The 19,278-nt window shown below is 48.5% G+C and carries 16 protein-coding genes and 1 other annotated feature (1 of these 17 cut by a window edge); all 16 genes read left to right on the forward strand.

What is annotated here, in order from left to right; genetic code table 11:
- Nucleotides 1-39: a sequence feature (Trp leader region), on the forward strand (it extends 69 nt beyond the left edge of the window).
- A gap of 98 nt (nt 40-137) precedes the next feature.
- The 16 genes from K5Q99_RS15525 to xthA all read left to right on the forward strand — a co-directional run bounded on the left by K5Q99_RS15525 (nt 138) and on the right by xthA (nt 18,852).
- Nucleotides 138-1,811, forward strand: coding sequence for an anthranilate synthase component 1 (locus K5Q99_RS15525; protein ID WP_220777363.1), 1,674 nt, complete (start codon nt 138-140; stop codon nt 1,809-1,811).
- A gap of 9 nt (nt 1,812-1,820) precedes the next feature.
- Nucleotides 1,821-2,423 carry an aminodeoxychorismate/anthranilate synthase component II gene (locus tag K5Q99_RS15530; RefSeq protein WP_006085429.1) on the forward strand — a complete coding sequence of 201 codons (603 nt, stop codon included), beginning with the start codon at nt 1,821-1,823 and terminating at the stop codon, nt 2,421-2,423.
- Nucleotides 2,420-3,493, forward strand: a complete 1,074-nt coding sequence (trpD, locus tag K5Q99_RS15535) for an anthranilate phosphoribosyltransferase (RefSeq protein ID WP_220777364.1) — start codon at nt 2,420-2,422, stop codon at nt 3,491-3,493. The genes K5Q99_RS15530 and trpD overlap by 4 nt, the downstream gene beginning before the upstream one ends.
- A gap of 4 nt (nt 3,494-3,497) precedes the next feature.
- Nucleotides 3,498-4,985, forward strand: coding sequence for a bifunctional indole-3-glycerol-phosphate synthase TrpC/phosphoribosylanthranilate isomerase TrpF (trpCF, locus tag K5Q99_RS15540; protein WP_220777365.1), 1,488 nt, complete (start codon nt 3,498-3,500; stop codon nt 4,983-4,985).
- Nucleotides 4,986-5,180: 195 nt separating this feature from the next.
- The gene (trpB, locus tag K5Q99_RS15545; protein ID WP_220777366.1) at nt 5,181-6,371 is read left to right on the forward strand and encodes a tryptophan synthase subunit beta; all 1,191 of its coding nucleotides are present in this window, start codon (nt 5,181-5,183) and stop codon (nt 6,369-6,371) included.
- A 5-nt stretch (nt 6,372-6,376) separates the two neighbouring features.
- On the forward strand, nt 6,377-7,198 hold the full coding sequence (gene trpA, locus K5Q99_RS15550; protein ID WP_011847150.1) for a tryptophan synthase subunit alpha: 822 nt from the start codon (nt 6,377-6,379) through the stop codon (nt 7,196-7,198).
- Nucleotides 7,199-7,594: 396 nt separating this feature from the next.
- On the forward strand, nt 7,595-8,005 hold the full coding sequence (locus K5Q99_RS15555) for a glycerate kinase (RefSeq protein ID WP_220777367.1): 411 nt from the start codon (nt 7,595-7,597) through the stop codon (nt 8,003-8,005).
- Nucleotides 8,006-8,241: 236 nt separating this feature from the next.
- Entirely contained in the window at nt 8,242-8,526 is a 285-nt protein-coding gene (locus K5Q99_RS15560; protein WP_006082193.1) for a DUF2798 domain-containing protein, read from the forward strand.
- An 844-nt stretch (nt 8,527-9,370) separates the two neighbouring features.
- Nucleotides 9,371-10,876 (forward strand): lysine N(6)-hydroxylase/L-ornithine N(5)-oxygenase family protein, encoded by a 1,506-nt coding sequence (locus tag K5Q99_RS15565; protein WP_220777368.1) that lies wholly within the window; start codon nt 9,371-9,373, stop codon nt 10,874-10,876.
- Complete coding sequence (locus tag K5Q99_RS15570) at nt 10,876-11,541, forward strand: GNAT family N-acetyltransferase (RefSeq protein ID WP_220777369.1); 666 nt, start codon at nt 10,876-10,878, stop codon at nt 11,539-11,541. The genes K5Q99_RS15565 and K5Q99_RS15570 overlap by 1 nt, the downstream gene beginning before the upstream one ends.
- Nucleotides 11,542-11,550: 9 nt before the next feature.
- Nucleotides 11,551-13,479 carry an IucA/IucC family protein gene (locus K5Q99_RS15575; RefSeq protein WP_220777370.1) on the forward strand — a complete coding sequence of 643 codons (1,929 nt, stop codon included), beginning with the start codon at nt 11,551-11,553 and terminating at the stop codon, nt 13,477-13,479.
- 95 nt (nt 13,480-13,574) lie between these two features.
- The gene (locus K5Q99_RS15580) at nt 13,575-15,800 is read left to right on the forward strand and encodes a TonB-dependent siderophore receptor (RefSeq protein WP_220777371.1); all 2,226 of its coding nucleotides are present in this window, start codon (nt 13,575-13,577) and stop codon (nt 15,798-15,800) included.
- Nucleotides 15,801-15,941: 141 nt separating this feature from the next.
- Nucleotides 15,942-17,075 carry an IucA/IucC family C-terminal-domain containing protein gene (locus K5Q99_RS15585; protein WP_220777372.1) on the forward strand — a complete coding sequence of 378 codons (1,134 nt, stop codon included), beginning with the start codon at nt 15,942-15,944 and terminating at the stop codon, nt 17,073-17,075.
- Between the two features lie 120 nt (nt 17,076-17,195).
- Nucleotides 17,196-17,741: a septation protein A gene (locus tag K5Q99_RS15590; RefSeq protein ID WP_220777373.1), complete on the forward strand. Its 546-nt coding sequence runs from the start codon at nt 17,196-17,198 to the stop codon at nt 17,739-17,741.
- On the forward strand, nt 17,741-18,040 hold the full coding sequence (locus K5Q99_RS15595) for a YciI family protein (protein WP_006082200.1): 300 nt from the start codon (nt 17,741-17,743) through the stop codon (nt 18,038-18,040). Before K5Q99_RS15590 ends, K5Q99_RS15595 begins: the two co-directional genes overlap by 1 nt.
- Nucleotides 18,040-18,852: an exodeoxyribonuclease III gene (xthA, locus tag K5Q99_RS15600; protein WP_011847158.1), complete on the forward strand. Its 813-nt coding sequence runs from the start codon at nt 18,040-18,042 to the stop codon at nt 18,850-18,852. The genes K5Q99_RS15595 and xthA overlap by 1 nt, the downstream gene beginning before the upstream one ends.
- Nucleotides 18,853-19,278: the final 426 nt, after the last annotated feature.

The raw sequence follows: 19,278 nt of genomic DNA on the forward strand, positions 1-19,278 counted from the left end.
GAATCAACAAGAAGCCCGCAGAAATGCGGGCTTTTTTGTTAGGTGCGAAAAATGTCGGCAGACTCGGGTAACAAGATTAAGAAAGCGAGATAACTCATGATGTTAAAGACATTTTATAAGGTAGCTGGAGTATGAACATGCCCAAACAGACATTCGCACGCTCAAGCACACTCAAGGCGGCATTAACCTACCACAGCGATCCACTGCGCTTGTATCAGCACATTACCCAAGATGCGCCCCATACTATGTTGTTGGAGTCGGCCGAAATCGACAGTAAAGATCATTTAAAAAGCATGGTGATGACCCATGCCGCCATGATGATCCGCTGCGACGGTTATCAACTGACCTTTACCGCACTGACCGACAATGGCGCGAGCTTACTTGCTCCCATCGCACTTTTTTTCAGTACAGCAGCCAATCTAGTCCGTGATAACTTGACCTTAGTGGTGACGCTGCAAAAAGACACTAAACTGCAGGATGAAGATGCACGCTTAAAATCTACCTCGCCACTCGATGGCCTGCGGATGTTTATCCAACAAATTGATTGTGGCACTCATACTGACAGCCAAAGTAAACCCGCCTTTGAGGATCTGTTTTTAGGTGGCGTGTTGGCCTACGACTTGATTGATACCGTCGAACCGCTGCCAGCCGTGCCGAACCATGATAATGATTGCCCAGACTACTTATTTTACCTCGCTGAAACCTTAATCCTTATTGACCATAAACTAAAACAAGCCGACATCATTACCCATAATTTCAGTCGTGATTCAGCCCAGCATACCGCCATCACCGCAGCGCTGAGCGAGCGAGTTCAGCATCTAAGCACACAATGTAAAGCCCTCGGTAATTCACCTGCCGATGTGCCGACACTGGTCGCCATCGACGCGACTGAGCAAGTCAATATTTCCGATGAGGTGTTTAAACAAACCGTGATCGATTTGAAAGAACACATTATTGCGGGCGATATTTTCCAAGTAGTGCCATCGCGTAGTTTTAGTTTACCTTGCCCGAATACCTTAGGGGCTTATCGCGCCCTGCGTCTAACTAACCCAAGCCCTTACATGTTTTATTTCAGGGGCCAAGATTTCACGCTTTTCGGTGCTTCACCCGAAAGCGCGCTTAAGTACGAAGCCAGCAGTAATCAAGTCGAAGTCTACCCGATTGCCGGCACCCGCAAACGCGGAAAAACCGCCACGGGCGAGATTGATTTTGACTTAGACAGCCGCATTGAACTTGAACTGCGTTTAGATAAAAAAGAACTGTCAGAACACTTAATGCTGGTCGATTTAGCTCGCAACGATATCGCGCGCATCAGCCAAAGCGGCAGCCGTAAAGTCGCTGAATTATTGAAAGTGGACCGTTATTCCCACGTGATGCACCTCGTCAGTCGCGTAACGGGTCAACTGCGCCAAGACTTAGATGCGCTGCATGCTTATCAGGCTTGTATGAATATGGGTACTTTAGTTGGCGCGCCCAAAGTAAGCGCATCACAACTGGTTCGCCAAGCGGAAAAAGCCCGCCGCGGCAGCTACGGCGGCGCAGTCGGTTACCTTAATGCCCTTGGGGATATGGACACCTGTATTGTGATCCGCTCGGCCTTTGTCAAAAATGGCACCGCCTTTATTCAAGCAGGCGCGGGCGTCGTCTTTGATTCGGATCCCCAAAGCGAGGCTGACGAAACCCGTCAAAAAGCTCAAGCAGTGATTTCGGCAATCAAAATGGGCGCTGGACTGCGAATCAATGAATCGCCAGTAAATGACGCGTCAGCTCAATCCACTTTTGTGCAATCCATTTCAGTACCATCTAAATAGGAGCCAAACATGAAACTCTATCTACTCGATAACTTTGACTCCTTTACCTACAACTTAGTGGATCAATTTCGCAGCCTAGGCTGTGAAGTGGTGATTTACCGCAACGATGTTGCCGCCGACTTTATCGCTGAAAAACTGCTTAACGAACAAGAACCCGCAGCCCTAGTGTTATCACCCGGTCCTGGTGCGCCCCATGAGGCAGGCTCTATGATGGCGCTTATCGCCAAAGTCGCCGGTAAAGTGCCTATGCTGGGTATCTGCCTCGGGCATCAAGCTATGGTGGAATATTACGGCGGCACAGTGGCACGCGCGCCTTTTGTGGTGCACGGCAAGGCAAGCCCGACTTTCCATGATGGCACTGGCGTATTTGCCGGTTTGCCCTCTCCCCTGCCCGTTGCCCGTTATCACAGTCTGGTCGCCACTCACGTGCCTGATTGCTTACAAGTAATCGCAACGACTGACGCTATGCCGATGGCGATTCTGCACCCTGAGCACAGAGCCGTTGGCTTTCAGTTCCACCCTGAATCGATTCTGACGACGTTGGGCAGCACATTGCTCATTCAAACCTTAGCCTTTCTTACCCAAGACATGACAACAGGAGTAACCGCATGAGTACCAACCCTATTCAGCCTTTACTCGACGTTTTATACCAAGGTAAAAGTTTAAGCCGCGAGCAAACCGCCGAACTTTTTGGCGCGTTAATTCGCGGAGAAATGAGTGAAGCAGCGATGGCGGGAATGTTAGTTGCGCTGAAAATGCGCGGTGAGACCATTGATGAGATCAGCGGCGCCGCCGATGCTATGCGCGCCGCTGCCAAACCTTTTCCTTGCCCTGAGCGAAACAACAATCCGCTTCATAATGGCATAGTTGATATTGTTGGCACGGGTGGCGATGGCTTTAATACCATTAATATTTCCACCACTGCGGCCTTTGTTGCCGCGGCGGCAGGCGCTAAGGTCGCCAAACACGGCAATCGTAGCGTGTCGAGTAAATCGGGTTCATCGGATCTTTTGGCGCAATTTGGCATCGACTTAACTATGTCGCCAGAGACTGCCAGTCGTTGCCTCGACGCATTGAATCTGTGCTTTTTGTTTGCGCCCCACTACCATGGCGGGGTAAAACATGCGGTGCCCGTAAGACAAGCACTGAAAACGCGCACCTTATTCAATGTGTTAGGGCCGCTAATTAACCCCGCACGACCTGAATTTATGTTACTTGGCGTGTATAGCCCTGAGTTAGTCTTACCGATAGCGAAAGTATTAAAGGCGCTTGGCACAAAACGCGCTATGGTAGTGCACGGCAGCGGTTTAGATGAAGTCGCGCTGCACGGCAACACCCAAGTTGCTGAGTTAAAAGACGGCGACATTATTGAGTATCAACTCACGCCCGCCGATTTAGGTGTGCCTTTAGCGCAGATAACAGACTTAGAAGGGGGCGAACCCGCGCAGAATGCCTTGATTACCGAGTCAATTTTAAAAGGCCGTGGCACTGAAGCACACGCTAATGCGGTCGCCATCAATGCTGGTTGTGCTTTATATGTCTGTGGAATTACTGATTCAGTCAAAGCCGGAACCTTACTTGCGCTCGCTACCATTCAAAGCGGCAAAGCCTTTGAATTGTTAACCCAGCTCGCAAAAGTCAGCGGTGAAGCCCTAGTCAACGGTCAAGAAAGAGGAAGATAAGCGAATGTCTCAAGTAGAAGTGACTCCAACAGCAATGACTCAAGACCTGCGCACTCAGCCAGAGGCAGCCACAAACGCTATGCCAAAAAGTAATGTGTTAACCCGTATCGTTGATACCAAAACGGCCCATATTGCCGCCCTAAAGCTGCGTTTCCCTGAGGCGAGTCTATCGCCAAAAATCTCTGACCGCAGTTTATTTGCCGCACTCAAGGCACCCAAGGCGGGTTACATTTTAGAATGCAAAAAAGCCAGTCCGTCCAAAGGGCTTATCCGCGATGTGTTTGATGTAGAAGCCATCGCCGATATTTACGGTAAATATGCGGCGGGCATTTCGGTATTAACCGACGAGCAATTTTTCCAAGGGGATATGGACTATATCCCTAAGGTGCGCGCTCGGGTCAACCAACCAATTCTGTGCAAAGATTTTTTTGTGGACGAGTACCAAATCAAACTCGCTGCTCACCAAGGCGCCGATGCGATTCTGTTGATGCTGTCCGTGCTTGATGATGAACAATATCAACATCTAGCGAAAGAAGCCGCTAAGTATCAACTCGATGTACTGACCGAAGTCAGTAACGAAGAAGAACTTAAGCGCGCCATCGCATTAGATGCGCCGATTATCGGCATCAACAACCGTAACTTAAGGGATTTGAGTACCGATCTCGCCACCACAGAAGCCTTAGCGCCACACATTGGCAGCGACCGCGTGGTGATCAGCGAATCTGGCATCTACAACAATGAGCAAGTACGTCGCCTAAGTCCGCTGGTTGATGGCTTCCTTGTCGGCAGCTCGATTATGGCTGAGGCTGATATCGACTTGGCCTGCCGTAAATTGATCTTCGGTCACAATAAAGTCTGCGGCCTCACCCGCATGGAAGATATTAGCGCCGCGGCAACATCAGGCGCTGTCTATGGCGGACTGATTTTTGCTGAAAAATCCCCACGCGCCTTAACCCTTGATGCCGCAGAACAACTGCTCAGGGCGTATCGCGCATCCGATGCCCCCGCCATTGAATTTGTCGGCGTGTTTGTTAATACCGCGCCAAGCACTATGACCGATATCGCCGCCAGTTTGCAGTTATCTGCCGTACAGCTGCACGGCACAGAAACTGAACTTGAAATCGCACAGCTCGCTGAGCGACTTGAGGAAGCGGGACTCACCACCCAAATATGGAAAGCCGTCAGCGTCGATGCGCAAACGGGTGAGCTTGGTAACATACCTCAGGGAGCATCGCGATATCTCTTTGATAGTAAAACGGCAGGTCAATTTGGCGGCTCGGGCCAAGCCTTTGATTGGCAAAATATTGATGTGAAGTCCTTAGGCCAGCAAAAGGCCCATTCCATGTTGGCGGGCGGACTCAACGCCGACAATGCGGCCAGTGCCAATGCCCAAGGATTTTACGGTTTAGATTTTAATTCTGGCCTAGAAACCGCCGCAGGGATTAAATCGGCGCAACTGATCCAAATGGCTTTTACCCATTTACGTCTTTAGCCTATCGCGCTAAGCAAGAAGCCCTAGATGCAGTTGGTGCTCGACAAGCGTGATGCTCGACAAAAAATATGAACCTATTAATGCCAGTGGCCAAATAGATAACGGCTCAGTTAACACTATTACGCGGTTAACACCAAGAAGCGGTTAGCACCATCAAGCCACTGACAAACTGATTGATAAGATAAGGAAAAAGGTATGTCAAAGTTAAAGCTTAACCCTTATTTCGGCGAATACGGCGGCATGTATGTGCCACAGATTTTAGTGCCAGCCCTTAAGCAATTAGAAACTGCCTTTGTGGAAGCGCAGGAAGATGACGACTTTAAAGCCGAATTTACCGATTTACTAAAGAACTACGCGGGTCGCCCAACAGCACTGACCTTAACCCGCAATTTAAGCCCTAATCCTATGGTGAAAATCTACCTCAAACGGGAAGATTTACTCCACGGCGGCGCCCATAAAACTAACCAAGTGTTAGGCCAAGCTCTGCTTGCTAAGCGTATGGGTAAAAAGGAAGTTATTGCTGAAACCGGCGCAGGACAACACGGTGTTGCCACCGCCCTTGCCTGCGCGCTATTAGGCTTAAAATGTAAAGTCTATATGGGTGCTAAAGACATTGCGCGCCAATCACCGAACGTATTTAGAATGCGGTTGATGGGCGCGGAAGTTATTCCTGTCACCTCAGGTTCTGCCACCTTAAAAGATGCCTGTAACGAAGCGATGCGCGACTGGTCTGGCAGCTACGAAAAGGCCCACTATTTGCTCGGCACGGCCGCGGGGCCACATCCGTTCCCAACCATAGTCCGTGAATTCCAACGCATTATTGGCGAAGAAACCAAGAAGCAAATGCTGGAACGTGAAGGTCGCCTGCCCGATGCGGTTATCGCCTGTGTGGGCGGCGGTTCCAACGCCATCGGCATGTTTGCTGACTTTATCGACGAGCCAAGTGTCGAACTGATTGGCGTCGAACCTGCGGGTAAAGGCATAGACACGCCAATGCACGGCGCGCCGCTTAAACACGGTAAGACAGGTATTTTCTTCGGTATGAAAGCGCCTTTGATGCAAGATAGCGAAGGCCAAATCGAAGAATCCTATTCAATTTCAGCTGGATTAGACTTCCCATCCGTTGGCCCGCAGCACGCGCATCTTAATGCCACAGGCCGCGCCCGTTATGAATCCTCCACCGACGATGAAGCGTTAGAAGCCTTCCAACAACTGGCTCGCTGTGAAGGGATTATCCCCGCATTGGAATCGGCACATGCTATCGCCTATGCCGTGAAAATGGCGCGCGAGTGCACCAAAGAAACCATTTTAGTGGTCAATCTTTCCGGTCGTGGCGACAAAGATATTTTCACCGTTTCTGACATTTTGAATGGTAAAGAGGTATAACGAACATGAGTGATACATTGACTAACACTGGCCGTTACCAAGCCACCTTTGCCAAACTCAAAGCCGAAGGCCGTGGTGCTTTTGTCCCCTTCGTCACCCTTGGCGACCCTAGCCCTGAGTTATCGCTGAAAATTATCGATACCTTAGTGCAAAACGGTGCAGATGCCTTAGAACTGGGCTTTCCGTTTTCCGATCCCTTGGCCGATGGCCCTGTGATCCAAGGTGCTAACCTGCGTTCTTTAGCCGCTGGCACGACTCCAACGGCGTGTTTTGAATTACTGGCGCAAGTGCGTGCTAAATATCCTGAACTGCCAATCGGTTTGCTGCTGTATGCAAACTTAGTTTTTGCTAATGGCATAGATGCGTTTTACGCCAAAGCGCAGCAAGCGGGTGTGGATTCAGTGCTTATTGCCGACGTACCCGTAGAAGAATCGGCGCCCTTTAGCGAAGCCGCTAAAGCCCATGGTATCGCACCCATTTTTATCGCGCCGCCCAATGCCGACAGTGAAACCCTTGCACTGGTTAGCGCCAGCGGCGAAGGTTACACCTATCTCTTATCCCGCGCAGGGGTGACAGGCACAGACACTAAAGCTGGCGTTCCGGTGGAAGAAATTCTATCCAAATTGAAAACTTTTAACGCGCCGCCACCGCTACTCGGCTTTGGCATTGCCGAACCCGCTCAAGTGAGCGCCGCCATCAAAGCAGGCGCTGCAGGGGCAATTTCTGGCTCTGCCGTTGTGAAGATCATCGAAACCCACCAGCACGATGAAGCTAAGCTACTGGCGACACTTGGCGATTTTACTCGCGCCATGAAAGCGGCGACCTAAGTTAATCAAGATTACAATCTCTGAGATAAATTACTGATTGAAATTGATAAACTAAATCACTGATTTAAATTGATAGCCTTAAGCACTAGCCTTAAGCACTAGCCTAAATAGCTAGTGCTTAAGACGCGAAGAAAGAGAAAAATCAACAGAATAAGTGGAGCACATTCGCAGCCTCACTTATTTTTCTTTAGATTGACCGACTCCTATGTTTACCCTTCCTTGCTCACCTCACTGTTGGTGTTCTTTTACGGCTCTTATCTTTCTCAACAATCACGCCTCAAACACCACATCTACCGTGACAAGAAATCAAACTGATAGCTTAGCGGTTATTTAGTCGCAGTTATTTAGTCACAGTTCCTCGGTAGTATGTCTGTATCGAAATGAAATGGACTTTATATGCAGTATCGGATTTATATTCTCGAGCTAACTCCATGTGGCAATGGTGTTGAAGGTGAAGTCGCAGGCAAATGCGACAATGGCGCGCCGATTTGGTTTTATTACCAAGGCAGCGATCAACAGGCAAAAATGCGCTTTCCGGTTAACCAATGGGTGACGGTTGAATTACTCGGCCGACTAGCAAGTGTTCAAGTTGACATCATTGAGCAAGCTCCACGCCTACCAATTCAATTGAACTTTGAAACTTCAGGACAAATCGTCGACATCAGCCAAACACCCGAAGATACGATTTACCTGTCGCACTCAAACCTTGCACTCCCCTTTGATACTGAACTGGGCAAATCCCCTATTTCGCTCGGTCACTGGGTCAATGTAACGGGCGAGCTTTGGGTAACAAATGGAATGAATTAAGTGCTGATCCCTGCGCTAACTGTGAACGTACAGATAGGCGAGCTTGGGCTTTAATGATTGCGCTTTATCGGTGCAATACCTAGAATGTCGCCGCGCGGGCTAAACTTCATCAATCGCTTAAATACCTTGCTTCCGCTATTGAACCCAATGGGGAAAGCAAATGAAGTCGATAGTGGGATTGACAGTGTTAGCCTGTGACAAATCATTCGCCTGATGAATTTCCAATAGAGGATCCGATGACTATTTCTAAATCTTTGCCCGATGACAAACCTCGTACTTTTTTGGGCACGCCTAAATTACCAGCCAAGTACGCCACGGTTGTAATGCCATTTTTTCTTTCTATTCTAATGAGTTGTATCGTGTCTGGAATTAGCACTTTCAATGGCGTTGGCGCTTCACCGCAGTTTATCGAACTCTGGCTCGGTGCTTGGCTGATCTCATGGGTGGTTGCCTTCCCGACACTGCTGATGGTGTTGCCATTAGTGCGTAAAATTACCGGACACTTTGTCGATTTACGCTAGCTTTACGATTTAGCCTTTTGAACTCGCATTCTGAGTTAACAGCCACATTTCAAAGCCGTCTTAGGACGGCTCTAGCTTAAGTTCATGCCCTTAATAAACGCGCACTGCCGCTATCCATGCCGAGATAACCGCCCTATTTACAGCTCCAGCCAATAGCAGCTTTAAGCGAATAGCTCTCTGAGAAAATACCAAGCTAAGCGAATACATCTGGGGGCAATGCCTCTGAACTCATTCATCAAAACCAATAAATCTGGGCCAATGCGTCTGAGCCTATCCATTTAAACCTAACCCACACCCAGCGCCTTCAGCGAGGCTCCAGCCTGCGCTTTACAATGGATTTACACTCACTGTTTAGCGGCACCTATCCCCATTGGACTCAGCCGACATTACCGCAATCTAAATCAATTCCCCTCGATTAATAAACCAACACAAATATCGATATAACCAACTGTATTTATAGCCTTAAAAGTCAAGATGCTCGTAATCCCCTCGATTATACGCCCCTTAATTTTAGCCTTTTTGCCAGCCAATTATCTTGCCGTCACATACGTTATTAACCGTACTTAGCCCGCTTATCCGTAAGTTAAAAGTATTAACACTCACCACCACCCAAATGAGAATGGTTTGCATTTGAATATTTTCACGTGCTAATTTACTCGCCGTTGTCGGGACAGAGGCAGCAGGAAAAATGGCCTAAGGACTGCGCTAAACATAGCTAATTAACCACAGCAAGATAGATAGCCAAACAGGCTATTTTGACTGCCGCATTTACTTGGTTTGCGTCCTTAGGTAACTGATTACTGGATCGGCAACACGCAACAGCATGCTGCCAAAGGAGGCGTAAGTGACTACTCAACAAAGGGAAATGGATCGCGAAATCTTTGATCTACTCGGCATCGGCATTGCCCCATTCAATCTTGGCCTCGCCGCCTTATCAGAACCTATCGACGGCTTTAACTGCTTATTTTTAGATGCTAAAACCAGCTTTGATTGGCATCCAGGCATGCTACTCAAATCCTCAAGACTGCAAACCCCCTTTATGTCAGATTTGGTGACTATGGCCGATCCCACCAGCCGTTACAGTTACCTTAATTTTGCCAAAAAGACGGGTAGACTTTATCCCTTTTACATTCGTGAGAATTTCTTTTTACCTCGCCACGAATACAACTTGTACTGCCAATGGGTAAGCCAGCAACTCAGCAATCTAAAATTTGGCTTTAAAGTCACTCAAGTGGATTACAACGCCGGTGAAAGTATTTATCGAGTCACAGGTTTTGATAGACGCAGTGGCAAAACCCATACCTATCAATGCCGAAAGCTAGTGTTAGGCACAGGAACAGAGCCTTATCTGCCAAAGGATTGCCCCATTCAAGATGCGCGGGTCATGCATACAGCCAGCTATATGCAGCAAAAAACCTACCTGCAGAGTCAGAGTGCCATCACTGTCATTGGCAGTGGCCAAAGTGCAGCGGAAGTATTTTACGATCTACTGCAAGACATTGATACCTATGGCTATCAACTGAATTGGATGACGCGGTCAGCACGTTTCTATCCCTTGGAATACACTAAGCTGACGTTGGAGATGACCTCGCCAGATTATGTCGATTACTTCCACGAACTAACACCGGAAAAACGCTGTGCTTTGATCGCCAGTCAAAAATCGCTCTACAAGGGCATTAATGCAGAGCTTATCAACGACATCTATGACTTGTTATATCAAAAGCGCTTGATTGCGGATTTCCAGTGCCAATTGATGACCAATGTGGCGTTAACCCGTATTCAAACTGACCCAGATGCACTCAAATTACATTTCCAGCATCAAGAACAAAATGCCCCTTTGAGCCAAACCACGGGCGCTGTGGTATTAGGCACTGGCTATCACTACCGTTTACCTCAATTTATCAAAGATATAAAGCAACAGATCGAGTTCGATGATGCAGGACAACTTGCGGTACAACGCGACTACAGCATAGATATTCGCGGGGATATTTTTGTCCAAAATGTGGGTTTGCATACCCATGGGGTAAGCTCACCGGATCTTGGCATGGGCTGTTATCGAAACGGCATCATCTTAAAGGCCGTACTCGGCTATGCGCCCTACCACATTGAAGAACACATCGCCTTTCAAACCTTCGATCCGGCCAAACTTGCCAATCATCAGCCCTGCGGCGCCAATGCGATTAACACACTGAATCTTAACCCTAAACATTTCCCTAAGACGTCTCCACACAGCAATAACGCTGATGCATCGCCGCATCTCTACCCAACCCAAACGCCGACTTCGAGTATGAGCGCAGGCGCGGGAACCAAGATGTCGGTCTTGATGGCGCCAAACAAGGAGGCGCAATAATGGCGAGTCAATTCAGCAGCCATTGTTTAACGCAGCTAACAGCTATTACAAGCGTCAATGGTTTCCAGTTCAGAGCGTTAGATCTCAAGCAAGACTTGCCAACACTGCAGTCTTGGTTTAACCAAGAGTACGCGCAGTTTTGGGGCATGCAGGGCTTGAATCTCGCCGCCATAGAGAACCTTATGGCAGCCACGCAGCATAAGTTTGCCTTGATAGGTGAGTGGCAGGGCAAATCACTCTTTATGGTGGAGCTCTACGATCCCGCCCACGATGAAATCGGTCACCACTATCGTGTTGCGCCTGGGGATTGCGGTATGCATCTGATTATCGCGCCGCCCGATGGTAAACCAATCAGCGGCTTATCCTTCAAAGTGATGGATGCGATAGCGCAGCTCGTGCTTGAAAAATTGGCCTTTAACCGCCTAGTGGTTGAACCCGATCAACTCAATAGCAAAATTCATCGCTTAAATAGCCGAGTGGGCATTCGCTATGAAAAAGCGATTCAATTAAGCACTAAAGCCGCGTTCCTCGGATTTTGCACTGCGGCCGAACGCCAGCTGGCATCGAACACGCCCTCTTCGACGGGCTTAGTCCAAACAACCTCAGCGCTGCCAAGCACGCTCGCGGCGCCCGTAACCTCTCCCATGACATTATCGACTCTTTAGGTGAACTAGATGAACTTACCCACAAAAGCCTTACTACTGGATCCATTGCCAACGCAGGATCATCAAACTTACACAGCGGCGGATCAACTCACCCCTTCGCTGTCGACAACCTCAACTTCTATGCCGGAGCACTTGACCCCCGCCTATTGGCAAGCGGCTAATCGGCATTTAGTGAAGAAAATTCTCTGCGAATTCATCCACGAGAAAATCATCACGCCGACCCTATACGGGCAAAAGGCGAGGCTTAACCACTATGAACTCAGGCTCAAAGACAGCACTTACTATTTTAGCGCGCGGCACTATCAGCTCGATCATCTTGCTATCGATGCAGATTCCATCCGCGTTTCAGTCGCAGGACAAGAGCAAGCCCTCGATGCGATGTCGCTGATCATTTCCCTTAAAAATGACTTAGGGATCAGTGAAACCTTACTGCCCACTTATTTAGAGGAAATCACTAGCACCCTCTACAGCAAGGCGTACAAGTTAGCGCATCAGGCGATCCCCGCCGCCACGCTGGCGCGAGCCGATTATCAGAGCATAGAAGCGGGTATGACAGAAGGTCATCCGGTGTTTATTGCCAATAATGGCCGGATTGGTTTTGATATGCAGGATTACCGTCAATTTGCCCCAGAAAGCGCGATGCCGATGCAGTTAGTCTGGCTTGGAGTCCGCAAAAACAAAACCACGTTTGCCGCCCTCGAAAACTTGAGTCACGACGCGTTACTAAAGGAAGAGCTTGGCCAGCAGTTCACTGACTTCCAACAGCGTCTTAAAACGCAGCAGCATGATCCACAGGACTTCTACTTTATGCCAGTGCACCCTTGGCAGTGGCGTGAAAAAATCGCCCGCGTCTTTGCCGGCGACATCGCCCGTGGCGATCTGGTTTATCTTGGTGAAGGCAATGAGCAATACCAAGTGCAGCAATCGATACGCACTTTCTTCAATCTTTCATCGCCACAAAAGTGCTATGTCAAAACCGCGCTTTCCATCTTAAACATGGGCTTTATGCGCGGCCTGTCGCCCCTTTACATGAGCTGCACACCGCAAATTAATGCGTGGGTGGCGAACTTGGTTGAGAGCGACCCTTACTTTACTCAGCAAGGGTTTGTGATCCTTAAAGAAATTGCCGCCATAGGTTACCACCACCATTATTACGAGCAGGCGCTCACCCAAGACAGCGCCTACAAAAAAATGCTCTCTGCCCTATGGCGCGAAAGCCCGCTGCCGCACATTGCGCCTAAGCAAAATTTGATGACCATGGCCGCCCTGCTGCACACGGATCATGAAGATAAAGCGCTGATTTCAGCCTTGATAACGGCCTCAGGCTTGCCAGCCAAAGACTGGTTGAGCCGTTACCTCAACTTGTATCTGTCGCCCTTATTGCACGCGTTTTTCGCCTACGATCTGGTCTTTATGCCCCATGGTGAAAACCTGATCTTAGTGCTGGATGAATATGTGCCGGTCAAGATTTTAATGAAAGACATAGGCGAAGAAGTCGCGGTACTCAATGGCACCTCGCCGCTGCCTGATGATGTAAAACGCCTTGCGGTAGGCCTTGAAGAAGAGATGAAGCTTAACTACATCTTATTGGATATTTTTGACTGTATTTTCCGCTATCTAGCACCGCTGATCGATGAGCAAACCAGCGTCAGTGAAAGCCAATTCTGGGAATTAGTGGCGGACAATGTACGTGACTACCAAGCTCAACATCCGCATTTGGCCGCCAAGTTTGCCCAATACGATCTGTTTAAGGACAGCTTTGTACGCACCTGCCTTAATCGTATCCAATTGAATAACAACCAACAAATGATAGATCTCGCCGACAGGGAGAAAAACCTACGCTTCGCTGGCGGTATCGACAATCCCTTGGCGGCCTTTAGGCAAAGCCATGCCTTTAAGCGCCCCAAACTTGGCAGCGCTGAGCCGAAAACACGTTAACGCGCAATATAGCGAATAGACCCGACACTTTCTGAAACTTGACGAAACGTTTGTGTGGGCCACTTGTTGGCCCGCTTTATTTAACCCCAACCTAAATGGAATTAAAGATCACCATTATGAAGACTTTCCCTCTCTCCAGCATCGCACTCGTCTGCAGACAAGCCCTCGTTAACCCAAAGCTATTGCTGTGCTCAGCCATGTTAGCCAGTGTGCCCCATGCCGTAGCAGACACTGTGGATGCGGATGGTAAAACCAAGAAGCACCAAAAAGAGATTGAAATCATCAATGTCATTGGCGCTAAGGATTTACATGACAATCGCTATAAAACCCAAGCGATGAACACAGCGACAGGGCTCGATTTATCCTATTTAGAAACGCCGCAGTCGGTCACGTCTATCACCCGCCAAATGATGAACGATCAACAGCTTAATAGCGTGATTGATGCCATGACCAGCGTTGCCGGGATCAATGCTCGCCCTATGGATAACGACAGATACAGCATTAGTGCCCGCGGCATTGCCGTGACCAGTATACTGTACGATGGCGTGCCCACCACCTACGACACCCGCTTCAACTATGGGGATAATCTCATCGACACCGCCATCTATGAGCGAGTTGAAGTGGTACGCGGCGCGACGGGACTCATGACGGGAGCCGGTAATCCCTCGGCGGCCATTAACCTTATCCGTAAACGCCCGACCCAAGAGTTTATGGGCAGCACATCGGTAAGTGTGGGCTCATGGAATAATGTGCGCGGTATGGTCGATGTTTCCAGCGGCTTAAATGATTCAGGGTCGGTGCGCGGTCGCGTAGTGGCCGCCTATCAGGATAAGGATTCGTTCCAAGACAGATACGAGCAACAGCGCACCACCTTATACGGCATAGTCGAAACCGATATTGGCGATAGCACCTTGTTCACCTTAGGGGTTGATTACCAAGATGCCACACCGAGCGGTACTATGTCGGGCGGTTTACCGCTATTTTACAGTGACGGCAGCCGCACTAACTATGATCGCGCCACTTCAACGGCGCCCGATTGGGGCTCGGCGCATACCCAGGGCCTCAACACCTTTGCAAGTCTCGAACACAGATTTGATAATGGCTGGAACCTAAAAGGGACTTACACCTATGGCGACAACTCACTTGAGTTCGATGTGCTATGGGCCACGGGCTATCCCGATCCTATGACCAATATCGGCGCAACAGCAGGCTCTATCGCCTATGTCGACGGCAGTCGCACCCAACACAATGTGGATTTACGCGCCGAAGGACAATTCCAGCTCTTTGGTCAGGAACATCAATTGATGTTTGGCTGGAATGGTCAGCGACAAGAGTTCGCCAATCCCTATTATTACCCAACTGCTGCAGTACCACCACTGGGGGATTTTCGCGATCCAAACTTCCAATATCCTAAACCTCAATGGAAGGAGGCCTATACCACTGGCTCATTTGGTGAAACCAAACAGAGTGCAGCCTATGTGGCGACTCAGCTTAATCTCAGCGATGCTTTAGCTGTCCTCGTCGGATTACGTCTCAATGAGTGGGAAACCGACCAAGATAACTTTGGCAGCCTGTACGATTTCAACATCAGTAACGAACTCACTACTTACTTCGGCCTCACTTACGCTCTGACCGAGCAATATTCGCTCTACGCCAGTTATACCGACATTTTTGCACCGCAAACTAAGCAAAGAATCGATAAAAGCTACCTAGAACCGGTCAAAGGGAAAAACTACGAAGGCGGGATTAAGGCGAGTCTATTCGATGAGGCCTTAGATATGTCGCTGTCGGTGTTTGAGATCAGGCAAGACAATGTTGGAGTCAGCACTGGCGATGTGATCCCAGGAACCACAACGCAAGTGTATGAAGGCGTAAACGGTACAAAAACACAGGGATTCGAATTTGAATCGACGGGTAAAATCACTGATGACTGGAATGTTTACTTAGGCTACACCCAGTTCACTAGCGAAGATCCTAAAGGCAAACGCATCAGTACCATCTCGCCACGTCAGCAGTTAAAACTCTTCACCACTTATACCTTTGGTGGTGATTGGCATAAATTGCAAATTGGTGCGGGGGTTAACTGGCAGAGCCGAGTCTACCAAACGGTTAATTCGCCACTTGGCAAAGTCGAAGTAGAGCAAGGCTCCTATGCACTGGCGAGTCTGATGGCAAGTTACGCCTTCACCGAGCAACTTAAGCTTAGCGCCAACCTGCACAACGCCTTAGATAAAACCTACTACAGCCAAGTCGGTCAATACAGCCAATTCCAATACGGTACGCCGCGCAGTGCCAGCTTAACCTTGGACTATCGCTTCTAAGTCAGACTTTTATTGAGATAGTTCGAAAAACCTTGTGAGCCCAAATCTTGGGCTCACAAGGTCCTCAACTATTGGACTTATCAATAATAGCGGGGCTTATCAATCACAGCGGCAATCAATCACAGCCATTAAGGAGTCATTATGGCAAGCCAACGAGGAGACACCAGACTGCAACTATTGCGCGATACCTCGCTCAACCACGACGGTTTGAATCACACCATTTTGACACTCAATCAGCTGTTACATCAGCGGGCGCCCTTCTATGGCGAGCACCTTAGCGCAACGACCTCACCCACGGGACTCAGTTTCGATGAATGGAGCTGCGCCGATACTTATCAAAAACTCATTGCGCGTTTTGCTATAGCGCACCCTAGCGCCGAAAATCAGACTGAAACTAAAACCGAAAACGAAACCGAGACGGATAAAACAGCTGCAACCAGCCGAACGCCTGCTTTCGCCAGTAAAAGCGCTTTGGTCAGTAAAAACGCTGTGCCCAGTAGAAAAGACACTCGCAAAGCACTGCATTCACTTTGGAGCCAATGGTATTTCGGCCTCTTAGTTCCGCCTATGATGGAGTGGATTTTCAACGCCCCAAAAACCGATGTAGAGACTCTTCACTGGCAGCCACAATCCGTGTTTATGCAGGTACACCCCAGTGGCCGAGTGGCCAAATTTGAATTTAAAATCGCAAAATGCCAGCCAATTACCGCTTTGACCTTTAAAAAACATCACGGCATCGAGCCACTTTCCCAAACCAACACTAAGCCAAGTATCAAGATAGACACTGAGGTACACTCGCCATTAAGCCCATATAAGCCGTCAGTTGATAAAGAACTTGTCCTACAAGGTTTTATCTTAAACTTACTGCAGCCGAGTGTTGAGCGCCTGCTCACTCTGAGCCCTGTACCCGCCAAGTTATATTGGAGCCACTTAGGCTATCTTATCCACTGGTATCTTGGGGAGCTGGGACTCACTGAGCAGCACAGTCAGCAATTGAAACAAGCCCTGTTTCGCCGCACGACCTTTTTAGATGGCAGCACAAATCCGCTGTATAACAGCATTAACTTACTCATCGAACCAGAGCAAGACAGCACAACACAGAACACTATTGCGAGAATAGCAACGAGTACAGCATCGAGCTCAACGAGTCCCAAAATCCACTGCATTCGCCGTACTTGCTGCTTAAGGTATCAACTCGCCAACACTGGCCAATGCCACGATTGCCCGCTGTTAAGTCGCTCAAAGGTTAATGTCAACGCCGCCAAGCAAACGTGAAGCTAGCTTATAAGATTAAATTGGTTTAATGGGCAAGATCGCAATCCTAGGCCCATGATGCTTTTGCCCTTATGTTGCACATGCTACACTCAAGCCCATGTCTCTTTAACACGATTAATTATGAAACAACTGCTTGATTTCCTGCCCCTCGTCATCTTTTTTGCTGTCTATAAATTTTTCGATATTTATATCGCCAGCGGCGCATTGATCGCAGCTACCGCGCTTCAATTGATCGTGACCTATGCGCTATATAAGAAACTTGAAAAGATGCACTTAATCACCTTTGCTATGGTGACAGTGTTTGGCACACTCACTTTAGTGTTCCACGATGATTCTTTTATCAAGTGGAAAGTAACCATCATCTACAGCTTGTTTGCCATCGCCTTAGGTGTCAGCCAATTGCTCAATAAATCGATATTAAAGTCGATGTTAGGCAAAGAAATGCAAGTAGAAGACAAGATTTGGGCCCGCGTAACTTGGTATTGGGTCGTCTTCTTCGCCAACTGTGGCCTAGTCAATATCTATGTAGCCTTTAGTCTGCCATTAGAAACTTGGGTCAATTTTAAAGTGTTTGGTTTAACCGCTTTAACCTTAATTAATACTGTCCTGACCGTATTTTATCTTTATAAACACCTTCCCGAAGATCAACGCAAGGAACTCAAATAATGTGGTATATGATTTCAGCTCAAGATTTTGAGAACAGTTTAGAAAAACGTTTAGCCGCTCGCCCTGCCCATTTAGCTCGGCTGCAAGCCCTCGCCGATGAAGGTCGTTTACTGATCGCTGGCCCACATCCAGCCATTGATAGCGAAAACCCAGGTGATGCTGGCTTTAGTGGTTCACTGGTTGTCGCCGATTTTGAATCCTTAGTGGCAGCAAAACACTGGGCCGATGCCGATCCTTATATCGAAGCGGGCGTGTATAAAAGCGTGGTCGTTAAACCTTTCAAACGAGTCCTGCCCTAATGAAAATAGTGTCCTTTAACATCAATGGTCTGCGCGCGCGCTTGCATCAATTACAAGCCTTAATCGACAGCCACCAGCCCGACATTATCGGCCTGCAAGAAACCAAAGTGCACGACGAAGCGTTTCCATTAGCCGACGTCGAAGCCATGGGATATCAAGTGCATTACCACGGCGGCAAGGCCCACTATGGCGTTGCTATGTTGTCTAAAGTCGCGCCAGAAAAGCTGCAAAAAGGTTTTCCAACCGATGACGAAGATGCCCAGCGCCGCATGATTATCGGCACATTTGCCCAAGCGAATGGTCGTCCGTTAACCGTATTCAACGGCTATTTCCCCCAGGGCGAAAGCATAGACCACCCAACAAAATATCCTGCTAAACGTAAGTTTTATCAGGACTTAATGCACTACTTGCAGACAAACCACAGCAACGATGAAGATATCGCCATCATAGGTGATATCAATATTTCGCCGACCGATTTAGACATAGGTATTGGTGAAGTCAATCGTAAGCGATGGCTGAAAACGGGTAAATGTAGCTTCCAACCGGAAGAGCGTGAGTGGTTAAAAACCTTACAAGACTGGGGTTTAGTCGACACTTTCCGTCAATTACACCCAGAGCGCATCGAACGTTATTCTTGGTTCGATTACCGCAGCAAAGGTTTCGATGACAACCGCGGCCTGCGTATTGATGTGATTTTAGCAACACCTTCACTGGCAGCACGTTTAGTCGAATCCGATGTCGATTACGATCTTCGCGGCATAGATAAACCCTCAGATCACGCGCCCATTTGGAGCACGTTCAAAGAGGCTTAATCAGCTAACGTTCGACCATCTTAGTAGATATAAAACATCGGCTTAGGCCGATGTTTTTGTTTGAGAGTGACTTAAACAGAATGAGATTGGCACAAGTAAGTTAAAAATGAAAGAGCGATGAGTTACAGGGGAAGCAATGACAATTAATGCGAAATGCGCGTAACGCAGTTGTCTTACTTTAGGGCACAAACGATTTAGCCTTGCCACTATCACTTCGAAATCAACTGACCGAATGATCAATATAACACCAGAGAACTACCGTCTAAGCGCTCATTCACATGAATAACGCAAACACGGCACTGAAGGATCCCCTCATAAATCAGCCATAGCATAGCCATATTTGAGCAACTGATTGGCGAATAATACCCAGGCCGCCAGCAATTCTTTCTCCGTGATTTGATAATCAGGCCGCCTGAGTACCTCCAA

The sequence above is a fragment of the Shewanella hafniensis genome, assembly GCF_019655335.1.
Taxonomy (GTDB): domain Bacteria; phylum Pseudomonadota; class Gammaproteobacteria; order Enterobacterales; family Shewanellaceae; genus Shewanella; species Shewanella hafniensis.